Raw genomic sequence first — 16710 nt, 5'->3', positions numbered from 1 at the left:
CGCAGTATGCGGCTGAACCGCCGGGAGGGAAGCTCCCTAACAACGACGGCGGTGGCCGCCTTGCTCGTACTGGTTACCGGTTGCGGCGCCTCCACCGGCTCCGGCGGCCGCGCGTGTACGGAAATCGGTGCAGTTTCCGGCGTTGGCCTCACGGTTGCACGGGAGCTTGCCGGCGACGTCCGCGAGGCGGAGCTACAGGTTTGCTGGGACGAGACCTGCGAAAGAATCCCGCTTGACCTGCGTCCGGGCCAGCGCACGGTCGACCTGGGGTGCGAGTCGGATCAACCCGACGCTGTTTGCTCGGCTACCTCCACCCCGGACGGCACGCTGACCGGCTTCGCTCAGCTCGACTCGCTGCCTGCGGGCGAGGTTCAGGTCCGCGCCTACACGACCCGGCAGGATGGCACGCAGGTCGAAACGGAGCCGCTATCCGTCGCGACGGAAACAGTCTTTCCCAACGGCGAAGAGTGCCCGGGCGAAGCGCAGCAGCTGGCGTTGGTCCTTGGTGCATCGGGACTGCGTCCGCAGTAGCTCTAAACGGCCTGAAAAAGGGAGGGGCGTCCCTCCCTTTCCCCGTGTGGGTGATCTCCAGGTCTAACGGTTCGGATCGCCGTCCAGGCGGTCCTTCACGTCTTCACCGACATCCTTGATTTTGGCTTCGGCCTGATCAAGCTGGCCTTCGGCCTCCAGATCGCGGTTATCCGTGGCATCGCCGGCCTTTTCCTTGATCTTGCCGCTGGCTTCCTGTGCCTTGTTCTCGATCCTGTCGCCCAAACCCATGGCTACTGCCCTTCTTCCTGTTGGCCGCCGCCGAAGCGCTCCTGGGCACCGTCGACAGCTTCGTTTGCCTGGTCGCCGAAGCCGCCGAGCTTTTCGCCGTGCTGCTCCTGCGCGTTGTCCACTGCGTCGTTGGCGCGGCCCGCGAGGCCACCGCCCTGTTCGTCGCCGCCCTCGTCATTTCCGAAGGCACCCTTGGCTGCGTTAGTGATGTCGTCAATACCCATAGCGTTCTCACTTTCGATCGACAGCTTGCTGGTCATTCCCAACATCTTCACCGTGGCACAGGCAGCTTTGGGCTGTCCAGCCCTCGTCGCGATTAGAGCGCCCGGATCATCCGGGTATTTCCCAAAGTGTTCGGCTTGACCCGGGCCAGGTCCAGGAACTCGGCAACGCCCTCATCGTGCGAACGCAGCAGTTCCGAATAAACCTCGGGGTCGACCGCGGACTGGTCGGCCATGACCTCGAAGCCGTGCCGGGTAAAAAAGTCCACTTCGAAGGTCAGGCAGAAGACCCGGTTGACGCCCAGGCTGACTGCTTCGGCCAGCAGGGCATCGAGCAGCGTCCGGCCCACCCCGTGGCCCCGCCATTCGGAAGACGTGGCCAGAGTGCGCACTTCCGCAATGTCTTCCCACATCACGTGGAGTGCACCGCAACCAATTACTTCGCCGTTGGAAGCTTCCGCGATCTTGAACTCCTGGATGCTCTCGAAATAGGCTACGGCTTCCTTCTCCAGCAGCACACGCTTGTCGGCCAGCGGCTTCACCAGACGGCGGATCTCGGCAACATCGGAGGTACGCGCCGGCCGGATCGTGAAGGATGCAGTCATGGTGCAAGTTTAGGGCCCGTTTCCGGCCGAACGTGCCGCCGGAGCTTCAGGCGGCCGCGCACTGCTTTCGAAGGCGGGCGTCACTCCAGGCGGTAAAGGTCGGCGGCGGTGTCGACGTCGCCGCCGTCGGACTCATCAGAGCAGTCCACGAGATCAATCAGGTACGCGTGGTCCTGCAGAAAGCCTCGGGCACCGCTGTCGCCGTTGGCTGCTTCCGCAGCCTGCGCCACGAGCGCCGCATCGAACAGCACCGGATGTCCGCGTTGCAATTCGCCGTCCGCTCCGCGGTAGGCGGCGGCTGTGACGCGGCCTGGCTTATGGCTATCCAGCAGCCTCCTGACGATGGCGGACGTCAAGCCGGGCTGGTCCACCAATACCGCCAGCATGTGGAACCCGGGTGACACCGCGGCTGCGCCCAGCCGGAAGGAGCTGCCCATGCCGCCGGACCAGTCGGGATTGTCCAAAACAAGGCAGCCGGACAAATCGGCCTTTCCCCGGATCTGATCGGCACCTGCTCCGAGGACCACCACAATTTCGGCGCATCCGCCGTTCCGCAGCACGGATGCCACGTAGGAGACGAGCGGTTCCTGCCGGAATTCGAGCAGCGCCTTCGGCCCGCGGCCCAGCCGGGTGCCTGCTCCAGCGGCGAGCAGCACGGCGGCGGTGGGCTCCGGACGAGATGTCATGCCCTCACTATAGGCACCCGTCCGCACCCCCCGCAGTCGCACCGCTTGCCGATTCAGGGGTTAACGCGACCGGCGGGCCCTGGGATGTCCAGGACCCGCCGGTTCGACGCGTTAGTTGCTTAGGAGCCCGTGCGGGCGGTCCTACTGGGAGAGTGCCGGGGTGTCCGGCACTTCCTCGATCGCCTTGGGGGCACCGGCGCTGGAGAAGACGAACTTTGCGTCCTCGCCTTCGCCTTCGACGTCCACACGGATGAGTTCGCCCGGCAGGATCTCGCCGAAGAGGATCTTCTCGGAGAGCTGGTCCTCGACCTCGCGCTGGATGGTGCGGCGCAGCGGCCGCGCACCCATGGTCGGATCGTAGCCGCGCGTTGCCAGCAGAACCTTGGCCGCCGGCGTTAGCTCGATGGTCATGTTCTTCTCGGCCAGACGCTTCTCCAGCCGCGTGATGAACAGGTCCACGATCTGGACGATCTCTTCCTGCGTCAGCTGCGGGAAGACCACGGTGTCGTCGACACGGTTGAGGAACTCCGGACGGAAGTGCTGCTTGAGCTCATCCTGGACCCGGGCCCGCATCCGCTCATAACCGGTCTTGGTGTCCGTACCCGACTGGAAACCGGTCATGACGCCCTTGGAGATGTCACGGGTACCGAGGTTGGTGGTCATGATGATGACGGTGTTCTTGAAGTCCACCACACGTCCCTGGCTGTCGGTCAGACGGCCGTCTTCCAGGATCTGCAGCAGCGAGTTGAACAAGTCCGCGTGGGCCTTCTCCACCTCGTCGAAAAGCACCACCGAGAACGGACGGCGGCGGACCTTTTCGGTCAGCTGGCCGCCTTCTTCATAGCCGACATAACCGGGAGGGGCACCGAAGAGCCTGGACACAGTGTGCTTCTCCGAGTATTCGGACATGTCCAGCGTGATCAGGGCGTCCTCTTCGCCGAAGAGGAACTCCGCCAGCGCCTTGGCCAGCTCCGTCTTACCAACACCGGTGGGACCGGCGAAGATGAACGAGCCGCTGGGACGGTTGGGGTCCTTCAGGCCGGCGCGGGTACGGCGGATAGCCTGCGAGATCGACTTAATGGCTTCATCCTGGCCGATGACCCGCTTGTGCAGCTCATCTTCCATGTGCATGAGCCGGCTGGACTCTTCTTCGGTGAGCTTGAAGACCGGGATGCCTGTGGAGTTGGCCAGAACCTCGGCAATCAGGTCCTCGTCCACCTCGGCGATCTCGTCCAGGTCGCCGGACTTCCAGGCGCGCTCCTTGTCGGCACGCTCGTCCTGGAGCTTGCTTTCCTTGTCGCGCAGCGAGGCGGCACCTTCGAAGTCCTGCGCATCGATGGCAGATTCCTTCTGCTTCTTTAGCGCAGAAATCCGCTCATCGATTTCCTTCAGCTCCGGCGGTGCCGTCATGCGGCGGATCCGCAGGCGTGCGCCGGCTTCATCGATCAGGTCGATGGCCTTGTCCGGGAGGAAGCGGTCCGAAACGTAGCGGTGCGACAAGTGGGCAGCAGCATCCAGGGCGCCGTCCGTGATGGACACGCGGTGGTGTGCCTCATAGCGGTCGCGCAGACCCTTCAGGATCTGGATCGAATGCTCAACCGAGGGCTCATTGACCTGGATGGGCTGGAAGCGGCGTTCCAGTGCAGCATCCTTTTCGATGTGCTTGCGGTACTCATCGAGAGTCGTGGCGCCGATGGTTTGCAGTTCGCCACGGGCCAGCATGGGCTTGAGGATCGAGGCTGCGTCGATCGCGCCTTCGGCGGCACCTGCACCGACCAGAGTGTGGATCTCATCGATGAACAGGATGATGTCCCCGCGGGTGCGGATTTCCTTCAGTACCTTCTTCAGGCGTTCTTCGAAATCGCCACGGTAGCGGGATCCTGCGACGAGTGAACCAAGGTCAAGCGTGTACAGCTGCTTGTCCTTGATGGTTTCCGGAACGTCGCCGCGGACAATGGCCTGGGCCAGACCTTCGACGACGGCGGTCTTGCCGACACCGGGTTCACCGATCAGGACAGGGTTGTTCTTGGTGCGGCGGGAGAGGACCTGCATGACGCGTTCCATCTCATGCTCGCGCCCAATAACAGGGTCAAGTTTGGACTCGCGGGCAGCCTGGGTCAGGTTGCGGCCGAACTGGTCCAGCACTACGGAACCGGCCGGAGTGCCTTCCTGCTGCTGGCCGCTGGCGGAGACGGGCTCTTTGCCCTGGTAGCCGGAGAGCAGCTGGATGACCTGCTGGCGCACGCGGTTCAGGTCCGCGCCGAGCTTGACCAGAACCTGGGTGGCGACACCTTCACCCTCGCGGATGAGGCCGAGCAGGATGTGCTCGGTGCCGATGTAGTTGTGGCCCAGCTGCAGAGCTTCACGGAGGGAGAGCTCCAGCACTTTCTTGGCACGCGGGGTGAAGGGAATGTGGCCGCTGGGAGCCTGCTGGCCCTGGCCGATAATCTCCTGCACCTGCTCGCGCACCCCGTTGAGGGAGACACCGAGGAATTCCAGCGCCTTCGCGGCAACACCTTCGCCCTCATGGATCAATCCAAGAAGGATATGTTCGGTACCAATGTAATTGTGGTTGAGCATGCGGGCTTCTTCTTGAGCCAGCACGACAACGCGACGGGCACGGTCGGTAAATCTCTCAAACATCTCGCACACTCCTAGCTACTGCGTACTTTGATGCTACGTGGCCGAAAGACGATTTTGGGGTCTGTTCGCCCTAGGGATAATGGCCGGCCGTAACGCAGATGCGGGGTAGACCGCCCACCGTATGGATAAAGGGCGGACCTCGGGGTCCGCCCTTTATGGAAGAGTTATCAAAGTCTACTTGCGCCGGCCCTCGTGATGCCGGCGGGCAGTACTGCTAGCCGCCGTGGGCCCGGCGGTAAGCCTCGAGGATCTCGGACTGCACGCGGCCGCGCTCACTGACGGTGTAACCGTTCTCGCGCGCCCAGGCCCGCACGGCAGAAGCGTCCTGGCTGCGGCCTGCAGATGCCGGCTTGACCTTTCCGGTGCGGGTGGGAACCTTTCTGGCTTTCTCGACATAAGTCTTCAACGCGTCTCGCAGCGCCTCAGCATTCTTCGATGAAAGATCAATCTCGTAATTGATTGCATCCAGCGCAAAACGCACCGTTTCATCGGCACTGCCACCATCCAGGTCATCTACCAGAATGATTTTCACTTCCTGTGCCACAGGAGCTCCTCTATATTGAAGTTTTAGTAATCCCATTGGCTTCCCCAAAACCAATTTGATTATTGCCTATCAATGAATAGCTGGCAACACGACATGTTTCCGCTGTCCACTAAAGCCTCTCGCGATTATGCGAAGCGAAGCCAAATGGGAAGCTGCGGCCATTCACTGAATGCCGCTAATCCTCTTTTCACAGGTATTCGAAACCCGACGCGGCATAGCTCGGATAATTAGTATTATCGATGTTCATTTACGAACCGGCGTGCAGCCGACAATGTTGAACTGCGTAGCATGATCGAGTTGCGCAATTGGACACAGCGGCCGCATCGGTGATGACGGAGCGGAAGAGGCCGCGCATGCAGTCGGCGGGGAAGCTCATTACTCGCTGCTAAATGATTAGCCCGGCGGGCGAAGAAAATCAGCCGCGGCACGGTTGAATATCGGTCCTGCCGCTCACGCCTGACGGCAACCACCGGGAGAAGAATTATGGCCAGGCCTGCGGTGAACCGCGGGCCTGGCCATGGCTGCCAACTAGAGGGTGAAGTTAATTAATGTGTCCCTGCTGGTCGGCCTCGTACTCGGCTTGAGCCAAGGCTTCGCGCTCCCGGCGGTCAGCGTTGAACACGGCTTTCATAGCGAAGTAAAAAATCAGGCCGACACCGGTTGACGGAGCCAATACCCACAAATATTCCAACATGATTATCCCAATTCTGGTTTCAAGAGCGGGAAGAGAATGGTCTCCCGGATTCCCGTCTGGGTGAAGAGCATGACCAGGCGGTCAATACCCAGGCCAATGCCGCCCATTGGCGGCGCACCGTATTCCAGTGCACGGAGGAAGTCTTCATCCAGTTGCATCGCTTCATGGTCCCCCGAGGCCGCCTTCCGCGACTGCTCGGTGAGCCGTTCACGCTGGACAACAGGGTCGATGAGCTCGGAAAAGGCGGTGCCGCGCTCCATACCGCCGATGATCAGGTCCCAGGCTTCAATGAGCCCGGGCTTACTCCGGTGCGCACGAGCCAAAGGCTGTGCTGCCGGCGGGTAGTCGTAGACGAAGGTCGGCTGAAGCAGCGTCGGTTCCACGATTTCGCCAAAAAGTTCAATCACGATCTTTTCCGTGTCCCACTGGGGTTCCACCTTGACGCCATGCTTGTCGGCGATGGCCCGCAAGGTACTGCCATGGGTTTCGGGCGTGATCTCCTCGCCCACGGCTTCAGAAAGCCCCGGGTAAACGCCCAGCCAGCGCCATTCACCGTTGAGGTCGATCGTGCCGGCGTCCGTCTCGATGATGCGGCTGCCAACGGTGTCCGCTGCGTTCAGGATCATTTCCTTCATGCGGTCGGCCATCACAAACTGGTCGGCATAGGCCTCGTAACTTTCCAGCGTCGTGAATTCGGGGCTATGCGTCGAATCCACACCTTCATTGCGGAAGATGCGCCCGATCTCGAACACCCGGTCGATACCGCCGACGACGGCGCGCTTCAGGAAGAGCTCGGTGGCGATGCGTAGCGTCATGTCCTGGTCGAAGGCGTTCAGGTGGGTCTGGAACGGCCGGGCGGCAGCACCGCCGTGGATGAGCTGGAGCATCGGGGTCTCCACCTCCACGTAGTCGCGGTTGTGCAGCGTTTCCCGGATGGACCGGATGATCGCTGCGCGGGTGTAGACCATCTGGCGCGCCTCGTCGCGGACCATCAGGTCGACGTAACGCTGGCGCACCCGGGTCTCTTCGTTCAGGCCGGCATGCAGCACGGGCAGCGGGCGCAGGGCCTTGGAGACCATTGACCAGGAATCGGCCATGACCGAGAGTTCGCCCCGCTTGGAGGAGATGACCTCGCCGCGCACAAACACGTGGTCGCCCAGATCCACCAGGGACTTCCAGCCGGCCAGCGCTTCCTCGCCGACGTTGGCCAGGCTCAGCATGGCCTGCAGCCGGGTACCGTTGCCCTCCTGCAGGGTGGCGAAGCACAGCTTGCCCGTGTTGCGGACGAAGACCACACGGCCGGAGACGCCGACGGTTTCCCCGGTGGTCTCATCGGCCGCAAGGTGACCGTACTTCTCGCGGACCTCACTGAGAGTGTGGGTCCGGTCAACACCCACCGGATACGGCTCCACACCGCTCTCGAGCAGTTTGGCGCGCTTGTCCATGCGCACGCGCATCTGCTCGGAGACGTCCGAAGGTTCCGGGGAAGGGGTGGGGGTTTTATGTGTGGTCACGGTAGTTAAGATTACCGGTTGTGCTCCGGTGGCTCCTATTCGGTCTTCCCGGCACTCCGGCTAGCCCAGGTCGACGTTGTCGATCAGCCGCACCGGGCCTACTTTGGCGGCGATCAGCGCCAGCGCTTCGCCGGTGAACGGGGTGTCCTGACAGTTGAAAGCCAGCGGCTCCAGCGTGACCGGATCGACCACCTCGAGGTAGTCCAGCTCGACCAGCCGTGCGGACTTGACCATGGCCAGGGCACCCTCGATGTCCAGCGGCTCGTGCCGGTCCGCCTGTTCCTTCAGGTAGCGCAGGCTGCGCGACAGGACCAGGGCGGCCTCGCGTTCCTCGGCGGAGAGGAAGCGGTTCCGGCTGGACAGCGCCAGCCCGTCCTCGTCCCGCACGATCGGCACCCCGATGATTTCGACGGGGAAATTCAGGTCCGCCGCCATCCGCTTGACCAGAGCCAGCTGCTGGGCGTCCTTCTTGCCGAAGTAGGCGCGGTAGTCGGCCGGGATGGGAGGCATGCCGTAGTGCAGCAGTTTCGCAACCACAGTCAGGGCGCCGTCGAAATGCCCGGGCCGTGAAGCGCCTTCGAGTTTCCCGCCCAACGGACCCGATGCCACCCGCACCATCGGTTCGCCGCCGGGATAGACCTCTTCCACGGCGGGCGCGAAAACGATGTCCACCCCGCAGGAACCCAGCAGGTCCAGGTCCGCGTCCAGCGTGCGCGGGTACCGCTCCAGGTCGGCCGCGTCGCCGAACTGCAGCGGGTTGACGAAGATGGTGGCAATAACGACGTCGTTCGCCTGGCGTGCGGCGGTGGCCAGGGCGGCATGGCCGGCATGCAGGCCGCCCATGGTCGGGACCAGGCCCTGGCTCGTGTGGCCGGCATGGTGCTTGCCGGCTGCCTCGCGCAGCAGTTCGGCGCTGGCGGCATTGAGCTCGGCGTACGTGGTGGCCAGCTGGGGGCGGTTGCTCACTGGGGGTCCTCCGGAGTGGAACGGGTGCTGAGAATATCGAGGATTTCGGTGGCTTGGGCGTCTTTCAGCAGGCCGCGTTCGAACGCACGCTTGGCCGTGGCGCGGGCCAGTTCCTCATACGCCTGCCGGATGTCGGTGCTGCCGTGCTCGAGTTCGTAGCCCAGCAGCGCCTCGCGGTGGACCCGCACGGTGCCGGCGTCGCCGCGGGCCACCGGTCCGGTCAGTGCACCCTCGCCGGATGCCAGCGCGTTTTCCAGCGAGGCCCGCATCAGCGGACCCAGCAGCCGCTCCGGCTGGTCCGCCCCGGCGGAGCTGAGCATTTGCGCGGCCTGCGCGGCAATGGTGACCAGGTGGTTCGAGGCGTGCGCCAGGGCCGCGTGGTACAGCGGCCGGTCCTGCTCCTCGATCACGATGGGTTCGGCGCCCATCTCGACCACCAGGGCCTGGGCAATGGGGAGCACAGTGCGCGGCGCCGTCACACCGAAGGCGCAGTCCGTGAGCCGGGTCAGGTCCAGGCTCATGCCGGTAAAGGTCATGGCCGGATGGATGGCCAGGCCGATGGCCCCCTTGGCCTGGGCGGGCGCGAGCACGCTCACGCCGTGCCGGCCGGACGTATGGGCCACCAGCTGGCCGGGTTGCCAGGCGCCGGTCTCGGCCAGGCCGGCCACCAGTTCCGGCAGGGCATCGTCGGGCACCGCCAGCAGCACCAGTTCGGCCCGCTCGATGATCTCGGGGATCTCCAGCACCGGCACACCGGGCAGCAGCAATTCGGCCCGCTCCCGGCTGGCCTCCGACACGGCGGAGACACCGACGACGGCGTGCTGGGCCGCGCGCAGGGCCGCTCCCAGCACGGCGCCCACCTTGCCGGCGCCGATCACGCCGATGCCTAGCCTGCCCGGTCTAACGCTGTTCATCCTCGGCCTTTCCATTCTCTGCGCCGGCTGCTCCCGCGGCAGGCGCGGGCATGCCGGCCTCTTCCTGCTCCGGCACGCTTTCCTGCCGGCGTTCCAGCCAGCGCTCCGGCACACTGTGCCGCCGGGCCGCCGCGGCACGGGCGGACTGTTCGTTGAACAGCCGGCGGGCCACCTCGATATCCATCTGGTAGACCACCGGGCTGACCGGCCCCACCGTGGTCTGCAGCTGCAGATCCGCCACCCGCAGCTTCCGGGCCACTGGTCCCTGATGCAGCGCCATCGACTGGGTGCGCTCGTGCGGGACCACGGCCAGGTGCCGCACGAACCGCCCGGACCGGGCCAGCAAGGCCGTCTCCGTCACGGCGAAGCCGTTGCGCCGCCAGGTGAGGAAGGACAGAAACCGCACCCGCGCCGGGGAGGTGACGAAGCCGCCGTCGTTGTTCTGCCCCACCAACCCGGCCGTGAAAACGCCGAACGGGTCCTCGGTACCGGGGTCGGGCAGCACCAGGGCGAGCATCTGCATGACCTCGTCCCGCGTGCCTACCGGGAGCAGGGTGGTGCGCGCGCCGGAGTTCTCCGCGCTCACGCCGTAGCCGGCCACGTTGATCTTGATCCGGTACCAGTCCTTGGTCCGCCAGAGCAGCGGCTGGGACACCGCCACGGCCTGCACGCGTCCGGGCGGCACGGTCTGGGCCCGCGTCTCGAGCAGCCCGTAGCGCAGCCGGATGCCGTCCGGGGACACGGCCGCGCGGAAGTTGTAGGCGGTGCTGAACACGCTCCAATAGCCGGCCGCGACGGCGATCATGCCGGGCACCAGCGCCGACAGCAGGACCGGCAGTCCGCCCCAGTCCGCCACGTAACCCACCGCTGCGGCCACGCCAATAACAACGACGACGACGACCAGCGCCACCGTTGCACCCGAAAGCACCGTGGCGCCGACGACCCGTTGCGGGGTGAGCTGGACGATGGGGTGTTCCGGGGCCTCGGGCGCCTCGTCCGGGTGCTCGGGGTCCAGCTCAGCACCTGAGGCCCGGGCCAGAATGGTTGCCCGCAGTTGCTGGGCGGAAGCCAATGGGAGGTAGGCCAAGCGCACCGCGGACTCGCCGGCGTCGGCCACCTCGAACTTCAGCTCGGCCAGCCCGAAGATCCGCCCCAGCAGCGGCTGGATGACGTCGATCGCCTGCACCCGGTCCAGCCTGGCCTGGCGGTGCTGGCGGAACAGAATGCCGGAATTGACCCGGACGTGTTCCTCGGTGACCTGGTAGCGGGTGAACCACCAGGACAGCACGAAGGCGCCCACCAGCAGCAGCATCACCACCAGCAGTACGACGACGGCCCAGATGCCCCGGCCCTCGGTCAGGAACCACAGGGGTTCGCCGCGGAACATCGCTTCGAACCAGTCGCGGCCGAAGAAGTAGGCGATGGCGGCCAGGGCGATCCAGCCCCGGACAAACGGGGAAACGGGGTGGACGCGGTGCCAGTTTTCCGCGCGGTCCGGAGTCAGCGGCACCTCGCGCGAGGGGGAAACCGGGCCGGTGCCCTCCGGAGTGGTCACAGCCCGGCCAGCCTTGCCTGCCCGCGCGCGGAAAGCTGTTCGCGCAGCCGTGCGGCTTCCTCTGCGGGGAGTCCGGGAATGGAGGCGTTGGTCTGCGGGGAGGCGGTGTGCAGTTTGACCGAGGCCAGCTTGAAGGCGCGCTCCAGCGGGCCGACCGCGACGTCGACGTACTGCATGCGGCCGTAGGGAACCACCATGAGGCGCTGGAAGAAGATGCCCTGCCGGATCAGCAGGTCCTCGTCCCGCTCCGCGTAGCCGATCGCCTTGACTTGGCGCGGAATCAGCAGGCCGATCCAGACCTGGATGACCAGCGTGCCGCCGGCCAGCAGCCAAGCGAGCCAGGCCGGAAAGCCGGGCCAGACGCCGGTAAGCAGCAGGATCAGCGGGACGCTGAGGATGGCCAGGCTGATCAACGCGGACACGGCCCAGCCGATCAGCCGCACGGTAATGTATTTCGGCGCCACCCGGATCCAGCTGATCTCCGGCGGATCGATCGGCTCGCTACGCATACTCCCCCTCGCCCTCGGCCGAACCGTCTTCGCGTTCGGCCGATTCCGGATCCTCCGGCGGGAGTTTGCAGAACCGTTCCACCATCAGACCAATAATGACCATGACCAGGCCACCGCCCATCATAGCCAGCACCTGCAGCAGGATGGGCCCGGCCGGCCGGTAGGTCAGCAGCACCAGCTGGTCAACCAGAATCCCGGCATGCCAGCCGAGCAGCAGGGCACCGGCGTAGGCGCAAGCCTGGGCGAGCACCAGCGTGCGGGCGGCAAGAACGGGATCCAGCGGTTTCTCGCGCTTGCCGTTGCGCCAGTTGCGCACCCGCAGGCCGAGGACCAGCGTGAACACCATGATGGCGCCCATGGTGGCCAGCGAGCTCAGGTGCAGGACGGGCACCGGCAGGCCGCCGCGCGCGGTCAGGAGGTTGGCCAGCCAGCCCAGCACACCAACGACGACGGCGATGGCCGCCAGCCAGCTGTACTTGATGGTCCTCACGATGCCGCGCCCATCCGGCTCAGTGCCCTGGTTCGAAAGGCGCCAGGCCGTCCAGGTCCCCCGCGGCTTCGGCGAGTTCGCCGACCGGGACGCCGTTGAGGGTTGCGTGCGAGTCCATCCAGGCCCATGGCTGCAGCACAAAGGCCCGCTCATGGGCGCGCGGATGCGGGACGGTCAAGGCCTCGTCGTCGAGCTTGAGGTCGCCGTAGGTAATGATGTCCACGTCCAGGGTCCGCGGCCCCCAGCGCACCTCGCGGGTCCGGTGGTGCTTGTTCTCCACGCTCTGGCAGTGTTCCAGCAACTTGTAGGGTTCCAGATCGGTCTCCACCTCGATCACCATGTTCAGGTAATCCGGCTGGTTCTCGGGACCGCCTACCGACTTGGTCTGCACAACCGGCGACACCGCGCAGAGGCGGACGTTGGGGGTGTCCACCAGATCCGCGACGGCGTGGGAGAGCGTGTCGCTGCGTTCGCCGAGATTGCTGCCAAGGGCCAAAACCGCGCGTACACTCATGAATTCTCCCGGTAGATAGTGATGGTGACGTCGCCGAACGGCACTTCGATGGGCGCCTGGGGCTTGTGGACCGTCACTTCCACGGCGGCAATGCTGAAGGTGGCCAGAACGTAACCCGCGATCCGCTCCGCAAGGGTCTCGATCAGGTTCACTGGCTCGCCCGTGATGATCTCTTTGACGCCCTCTGCCAGTTCGCCGTAGTGCGCGGTCAGGGTCAGGTCATCGGCGGCGGCTGCGGCACGGATGTCCGTGTGCAGGGCCACATCGATGGTGAAGGGCTGGCCGTCCCGGCGTTCATGGTCGAACACTCCGTGGTAACCGACGGCGGTGATGCCGGAGAGCTTGATGACGTCCATGCGGCCGGACCCGGCTGTGCCCGTCTGCACCGGAACTACCCGGCCCAGGCTGCGGCGACCTTGACCGCGTCCAGGCTTGCACCGGAATCGTGCACGCGCACGCCCCAGGCACCGTTGGCTACGGCCAGGGCACTGATGGCCAGCGTGGCGTGGTCGCGCTCTGCGGGCGCGGCTACCTTGCCGGCGGAAGACAGCAGGGTGCCGAGGAAGCGCTTGCGGGATGCCCCGACGAGTACCTTGTGGCCGAGCTTGGTGAACTCCGGCAGCCCGCGCAGCAGCGCCCAGTTGTGCTCGGCGTTCTTGGAGAAGCCCAGTCCCGGATCGAGGATGATCTGGTCTTCGGCCACGCCGGCGGCCACAAACTTGTCCCGCAGTTCGGCGAGTTCGGCCACGACCTCGGCCACCACGTCGTCGTACTTGGCGGCGGGATCCACATTGCGCGCGTCGCCGCGGCGGTGCATCAGCACGTAGGGCACCTTGCGTTCGGCAATCAGGGCCGGCATTTCCGGGCTGAAGGTCATGCCGGAGACGTCATTGATGATGCCGGCGCCGGCGTCGATCGCCTTGGACGCGGTATCCACGTGCATGGTGTCCACGCTGATCAGGGCACCGGCCTTCGCCAGCGCCTCGATCACGGGCAGGATGCGGGCCTGCTCCTCCTCGGGGGTGATGGATTCGGCACCGGGACGGGTGGATTCACCGCCGACATCGATGATGTCCGCGCCGCCGTAGAACAGTTTCAGCCCCTGGGCAATGGCCTTGTCCGGAGAGACGAACTTGCCGCCGTCGCTGAAGGAATCCGGAGTGACGTTCAGGATCGCCATCACCACGCCGCGGTCGGTGGGCAGGTCCGAGAACTTCCGGGGTGCGCGCACCTTGCGTACAACGGGCAGCGGGGAAGTTGCGGGCCCGGTTCCGGGCACTGCTGCGAGTGAATCCATAAATGTCTACCGTTTCTGCTTGTTTCGCTTAGCGCCCGATGATCAGGCTCATGGCCTCTGCCCTGGTGGCAGTTTCCCTGAGCTGACCGCGGACTGCGGACGTTACCGTCTTGGCGCCCGGTTTGCGGACACCGCGCATGGACATGCACATGTGCTCGCACTCGACGACGACGATGGCACCCTTGGGCTCAAGATGCTCCATGAGGGCATCAACAATCTGCGTGGTGAGCCGTTCCTGGACCTGCGGGCGGCGGGCGAAGACCTCCACCAGCCGGGCCAGTTTGCTCAGCCCCGTCACCTTACCTTCATGGGAAGGAATGTAGCCAATATGGGCGGTGCCATGGAACGGCACCAGATGGTGTTCGCAGGTGGAGTAGAACGGAATGTCCTTGACCAGCACCATTTCTTCATGATCAATGTCGAAGGTGGTGGCCAGCAGTTCCGCCGGGTCCTGATGCAGGCCGGCGAAGACTTCGGCGTAGGACTTGGCCACCCGCCGCGGGGTCTCCACCAGCCCCTCGCGGTCAGGGTCTTCGCCCACCGCAATCAGGATTTCGCGCACTGCGCGCTCGATCCGGGGCAGGTCTATCGAGCTGTCGATTTCCAGCTCGGCGATTACATCGTCGTATTCGGTCACGTCTGAAATCCTAGCCGTTGCCGCCGGTGGTCCCGCCCGGATTGGTTCCGGGGGTGCTGCCGGGAGGGTTTTCGACGGGCAGTTCGGGCAGGGCCGGATCCGGATCAACGATGACGGCCGAATGGCCCTCTTCCTCGTCCGGGCTCTGGGCCGAGGCGGCCTCGGCCCGTTCCTTCGCGCTCATGACCGGCGGAATCTGGTGGACCGGACGCGATTCCTTGGACAGCCAGACGTCGCGGTATTCGCGCTTGCGGATATCCTCGAAGACCTCGGCGATCTCGCGCTGGTTCAGCGTCTCGCGCTCCAGCAGGGCCAGGGCCAGCCGGTCCAGCACGTCGCGGTTTTCGGTCAAGACGGCATAGGCCTCGTCGTGCGCGGTGTCGATCAGGCGGCGGACTTCCTCATCGACCACGAAAGCCACGTGGTCGGAGTAGTTGCGTTCGTGCGACATGTCGCGGCCCAGGAACGGTTCGCCGCCGCCCTGGCCCAGTTTCACGGCACCGACACGTTCGCTCATGCCGTACTGCGTCACCATCTGGCGCGCCGTGCTGGTGGCCTTCTCGATGTCGTTCGAGGCGCCGGTGGATGGGTCGTGGAAGACGATTTCTTCGGCCACGCGGCCGCCCATGGCGTAGGCCAGCTGGTCCAGCAGTTCGTTGCGGGTGACCGAGTACTTGTCGTCCTCCGGCACCACCATCGTGTAGCCGAGGGCACGCCCGCGGGGCAGGATGGTGACCTTGGTGACCGGCGCTGTGTAGCGCAGGGCCGCCGCCACCAGGGCGTGGCCGCCTTCGTGGTAGGCGGTGATCTTGCGCTCGTGTTCCTTCATGACGCGCGAACGCTTCTGCGGGCCGGCCATGACGCGGTCGATCGCCTCGTCCAGGGCACGGTCGTCGATCAGCTGCGCATTGGAGCGGGCAGTCAGCAACGCGGCTTCGTTGAGCACGTTGGCCAGGTCCGCACCGGTGAAGCCCGGGGCACGCTTGGCCAGCGCACGCAGGTCCACGTCCGGAGCCATCGGCTTGCCGGCGGCGTGCACCTGCAAGATGTGGTGGCGGCCTTCCAGGTCCGGTGCCTCCACCGCGATCTGGCGGTCGAAACGTCCGGGCCGCAGCAGCGCGGGGTCCAGGACGTCCGGACGGTTGGTGGCGGCGATCAGGATGACGTTGGTCTTGACGTCGAACCCGTCCATTTCGACCAGGAGCTGGTTCAGCGTCTGCTCACGCTCGTCGTTGCCGCCGCCCACGCCGGCGCCGCGGTGGCGGCCAACGGCGTCGATCTCGTCGACGAAGATGATCGCCGGCGCGTTGTTCTTCGCCTGCTCGAACAGGTCGCGGACACGGGAGGCGCCCACACCGACGAACATTTCGACGAAGTCCGAGCCGGAGATGGAGTAGAAGGGCACGCCGGCTTCACCGGCAACCGCGCGGGCCAGCAGGGTCTTGCCCGTTCCGGGAGGGCCGTAGAGCAGCACGCCCTTGGGGATCTTGGCGCCGAGCGCCTGGAACTTGCCCGGTTCCTGCAGGAACTCCTTGATTTCATGGAGTTCTTCCACGGCCTCGTCCGCGCCGGCGACGTCGGCGAAGGTGACCTGGGGCATGTCCTTGGTGATCAGCTTGGCCTTGGACTTGCCGAACTGCATGACCTTGGAGCCGCCGCCCTGCATGCGCGAGAGCAGGAACCAGAAGATGATGCCGATGATCAGGATCGGCAGGATCAGGCTGATGAAGCCCGTGAACCAGTTGTTTTCCACCGGCTGGTCCGTGAACACGTCCACATTGGAGGCGCTGATGGCATCGACCACATCTTCGGCACGGGCGGTGCTGTAGAAGAAGGTGATGCTCTTGCCTTCATTGGCACCGTCCTGGATGAAGTCTTCACGCAGGGTCAGCTCAACGCTCTGGTTGCCGTCATTGATCCGGGCCTGCTCAACCTTGTCATCGGTGAGCAGCTGCAGCCCGACGCTGGTGTCCACACGGGAGGCCTGCGGGCCGGCAAGATTGGGCACCACGATAAGCAGGATTGCCAGGACCAGCACAATCCAGATGATCGGTCCCTTGAAAATGTTCTTCAATTTCATGCGTCTAAGGGCACAATGCCCCGTCCCTCCTGCTGATCAGCCGTGGTGTCACCCATATAGC

At 65.0% G+C, this 16710-nt stretch carries 19 protein-coding genes; 1 reads left to right on the top strand and 18 read right to left on the bottom strand.

Translation table 11 applies throughout. The features are described from left to right. Positions 1-6: 6 nt before the first annotated feature. Positions 7-531: a hypothetical protein gene (locus tag AC20117_RS07850; protein ID WP_074700204.1), complete on the top strand. Its 525-nt coding sequence runs from the start codon at positions 7-9 to the stop codon at positions 529-531. A gap of 63 nt (positions 532-594) precedes the next feature. Here the strand turns inward: AC20117_RS07850 and AC20117_RS07845 are convergent, their stop codons facing one another. The 18 genes from AC20117_RS07845 to ftsH form a co-directional block, all read right to left on the bottom strand. Then, positions 595-780: a CsbD family protein gene (locus AC20117_RS07845; protein ID WP_074700205.1), complete on the bottom strand. Its 186-nt coding sequence runs from the start codon at positions 778-780 to the stop codon at positions 595-597. A gap of 2 nt (positions 781-782) precedes the next feature. Then, a complete protein-coding gene (locus AC20117_RS07840) occupies positions 783-1040 on the bottom strand; it encodes a hypothetical protein (protein WP_101632563.1) in 258 nt (85 codons plus the stop codon). A gap of 56 nt (positions 1041-1096) precedes the next feature. After that, positions 1097-1606 carry an amino-acid N-acetyltransferase gene (locus tag AC20117_RS07835; protein WP_074700206.1) on the bottom strand — a complete coding sequence of 170 codons (510 nt, stop codon included), beginning with the start codon at positions 1604-1606 and terminating at the stop codon, positions 1097-1099. An 80-nt stretch (positions 1607-1686) separates the two neighbouring features. Further along, entirely contained in the window at positions 1687-2292 is a 606-nt protein-coding gene (nboR, locus tag AC20117_RS07830; RefSeq protein ID WP_074700207.1) for a nicotine blue oxidoreductase, read from the bottom strand. Positions 2293-2433: 141 nt separating this feature from the next. Beyond that, positions 2434-4935 (bottom strand): ATP-dependent Clp protease ATP-binding subunit, encoded by a 2502-nt coding sequence (locus tag AC20117_RS07825; protein ID WP_074700208.1) that lies wholly within the window; start codon positions 4933-4935, stop codon positions 2434-2436. 214 nt (positions 4936-5149) lie between these two features. Next, positions 5150-5479, bottom strand: coding sequence for a histone-like nucleoid-structuring protein Lsr2 (locus tag AC20117_RS07820; RefSeq protein ID WP_074700209.1), 330 nt, complete (start codon positions 5477-5479; stop codon positions 5150-5152). Positions 5480-6020: 541 nt separating this feature from the next. Beyond that, complete coding sequence (locus AC20117_RS23260) at positions 6021-6173, bottom strand: hypothetical protein (protein WP_158300443.1); 153 nt, start codon at positions 6171-6173, stop codon at positions 6021-6023. A gap of 2 nt (positions 6174-6175) precedes the next feature. After that, the gene (gene lysS, locus AC20117_RS07815; protein ID WP_236777550.1) at positions 6176-7630 is read right to left on the bottom strand and encodes a lysine--tRNA ligase; all 1455 of its coding nucleotides are present in this window, start codon (positions 7628-7630) and stop codon (positions 6176-6178) included. Between the two features lie 117 nt (positions 7631-7747). Continuing rightward, entirely contained in the window at positions 7748-8653 is a 906-nt protein-coding gene (gene panC / locus AC20117_RS07810) for a pantoate--beta-alanine ligase (protein ID WP_074700211.1), read from the bottom strand. After that, the gene (locus tag AC20117_RS07805) at positions 8650-9567 is read right to left on the bottom strand and encodes a Rossmann-like and DUF2520 domain-containing protein (RefSeq protein WP_074700212.1); all 918 of its coding nucleotides are present in this window, start codon (positions 9565-9567) and stop codon (positions 8650-8652) included. Before AC20117_RS07805 ends, panC begins: the two co-directional genes overlap by 4 nt. Then, positions 9554-11122: a PH domain-containing protein gene (locus tag AC20117_RS07800; RefSeq protein WP_083339673.1), complete on the bottom strand. Its 1569-nt coding sequence runs from the start codon at positions 11120-11122 to the stop codon at positions 9554-9556. The genes AC20117_RS07805 and AC20117_RS07800 overlap by 14 nt, the downstream gene beginning before the upstream one ends. Further along, positions 11119-11631, bottom strand: coding sequence for a PH domain-containing protein (locus AC20117_RS07795; protein WP_074700213.1), 513 nt, complete (start codon positions 11629-11631; stop codon positions 11119-11121). The genes AC20117_RS07800 and AC20117_RS07795 overlap by 4 nt, the downstream gene beginning before the upstream one ends. Then, the gene (locus AC20117_RS07790; protein ID WP_074700214.1) at positions 11624-12121 is read right to left on the bottom strand and encodes a DUF3180 domain-containing protein; all 498 of its coding nucleotides are present in this window, start codon (positions 12119-12121) and stop codon (positions 11624-11626) included. Before AC20117_RS07790 ends, AC20117_RS07795 begins: the two co-directional genes overlap by 8 nt. Before the next feature lie 19 nt (positions 12122-12140). Next, complete coding sequence (folK, locus tag AC20117_RS07785; protein ID WP_074700215.1) at positions 12141-12635, bottom strand: 2-amino-4-hydroxy-6-hydroxymethyldihydropteridine diphosphokinase; 495 nt, start codon at positions 12633-12635, stop codon at positions 12141-12143. Further along, a complete protein-coding gene (folB, locus tag AC20117_RS07780; protein ID WP_074703138.1) occupies positions 12632-12991 on the bottom strand; it encodes a dihydroneopterin aldolase in 360 nt (119 codons plus the stop codon). Before folB ends, folK begins: the two co-directional genes overlap by 4 nt. 35 nt (positions 12992-13026) lie before the next feature. Continuing rightward, a complete protein-coding gene (gene folP, locus AC20117_RS07775; protein WP_074700216.1) occupies positions 13027-13932 on the bottom strand; it encodes a dihydropteroate synthase in 906 nt (301 codons plus the stop codon). Between the two features lie 28 nt (positions 13933-13960). Then, positions 13961-14569, bottom strand: coding sequence for a GTP cyclohydrolase I FolE (folE, locus tag AC20117_RS07770; protein WP_236777465.1), 609 nt, complete (start codon positions 14567-14569; stop codon positions 13961-13963). A gap of 10 nt (positions 14570-14579) precedes the next feature. Beyond that, entirely contained in the window at positions 14580-16649 is a 2070-nt protein-coding gene (ftsH, locus tag AC20117_RS07765) for an ATP-dependent zinc metalloprotease FtsH (RefSeq protein ID WP_074700217.1), read from the bottom strand. Positions 16650-16710 lie beyond the last annotated feature (61 nt).

Source organism: Arthrobacter crystallopoietes, from assembly GCF_002849715.1.
Lineage (GTDB): Bacteria > Actinomycetota > Actinomycetes > Actinomycetales > Micrococcaceae > Crystallibacter > Crystallibacter crystallopoietes.
This window is presented reverse-complemented; position numbering and strand designations above follow the sequence as displayed.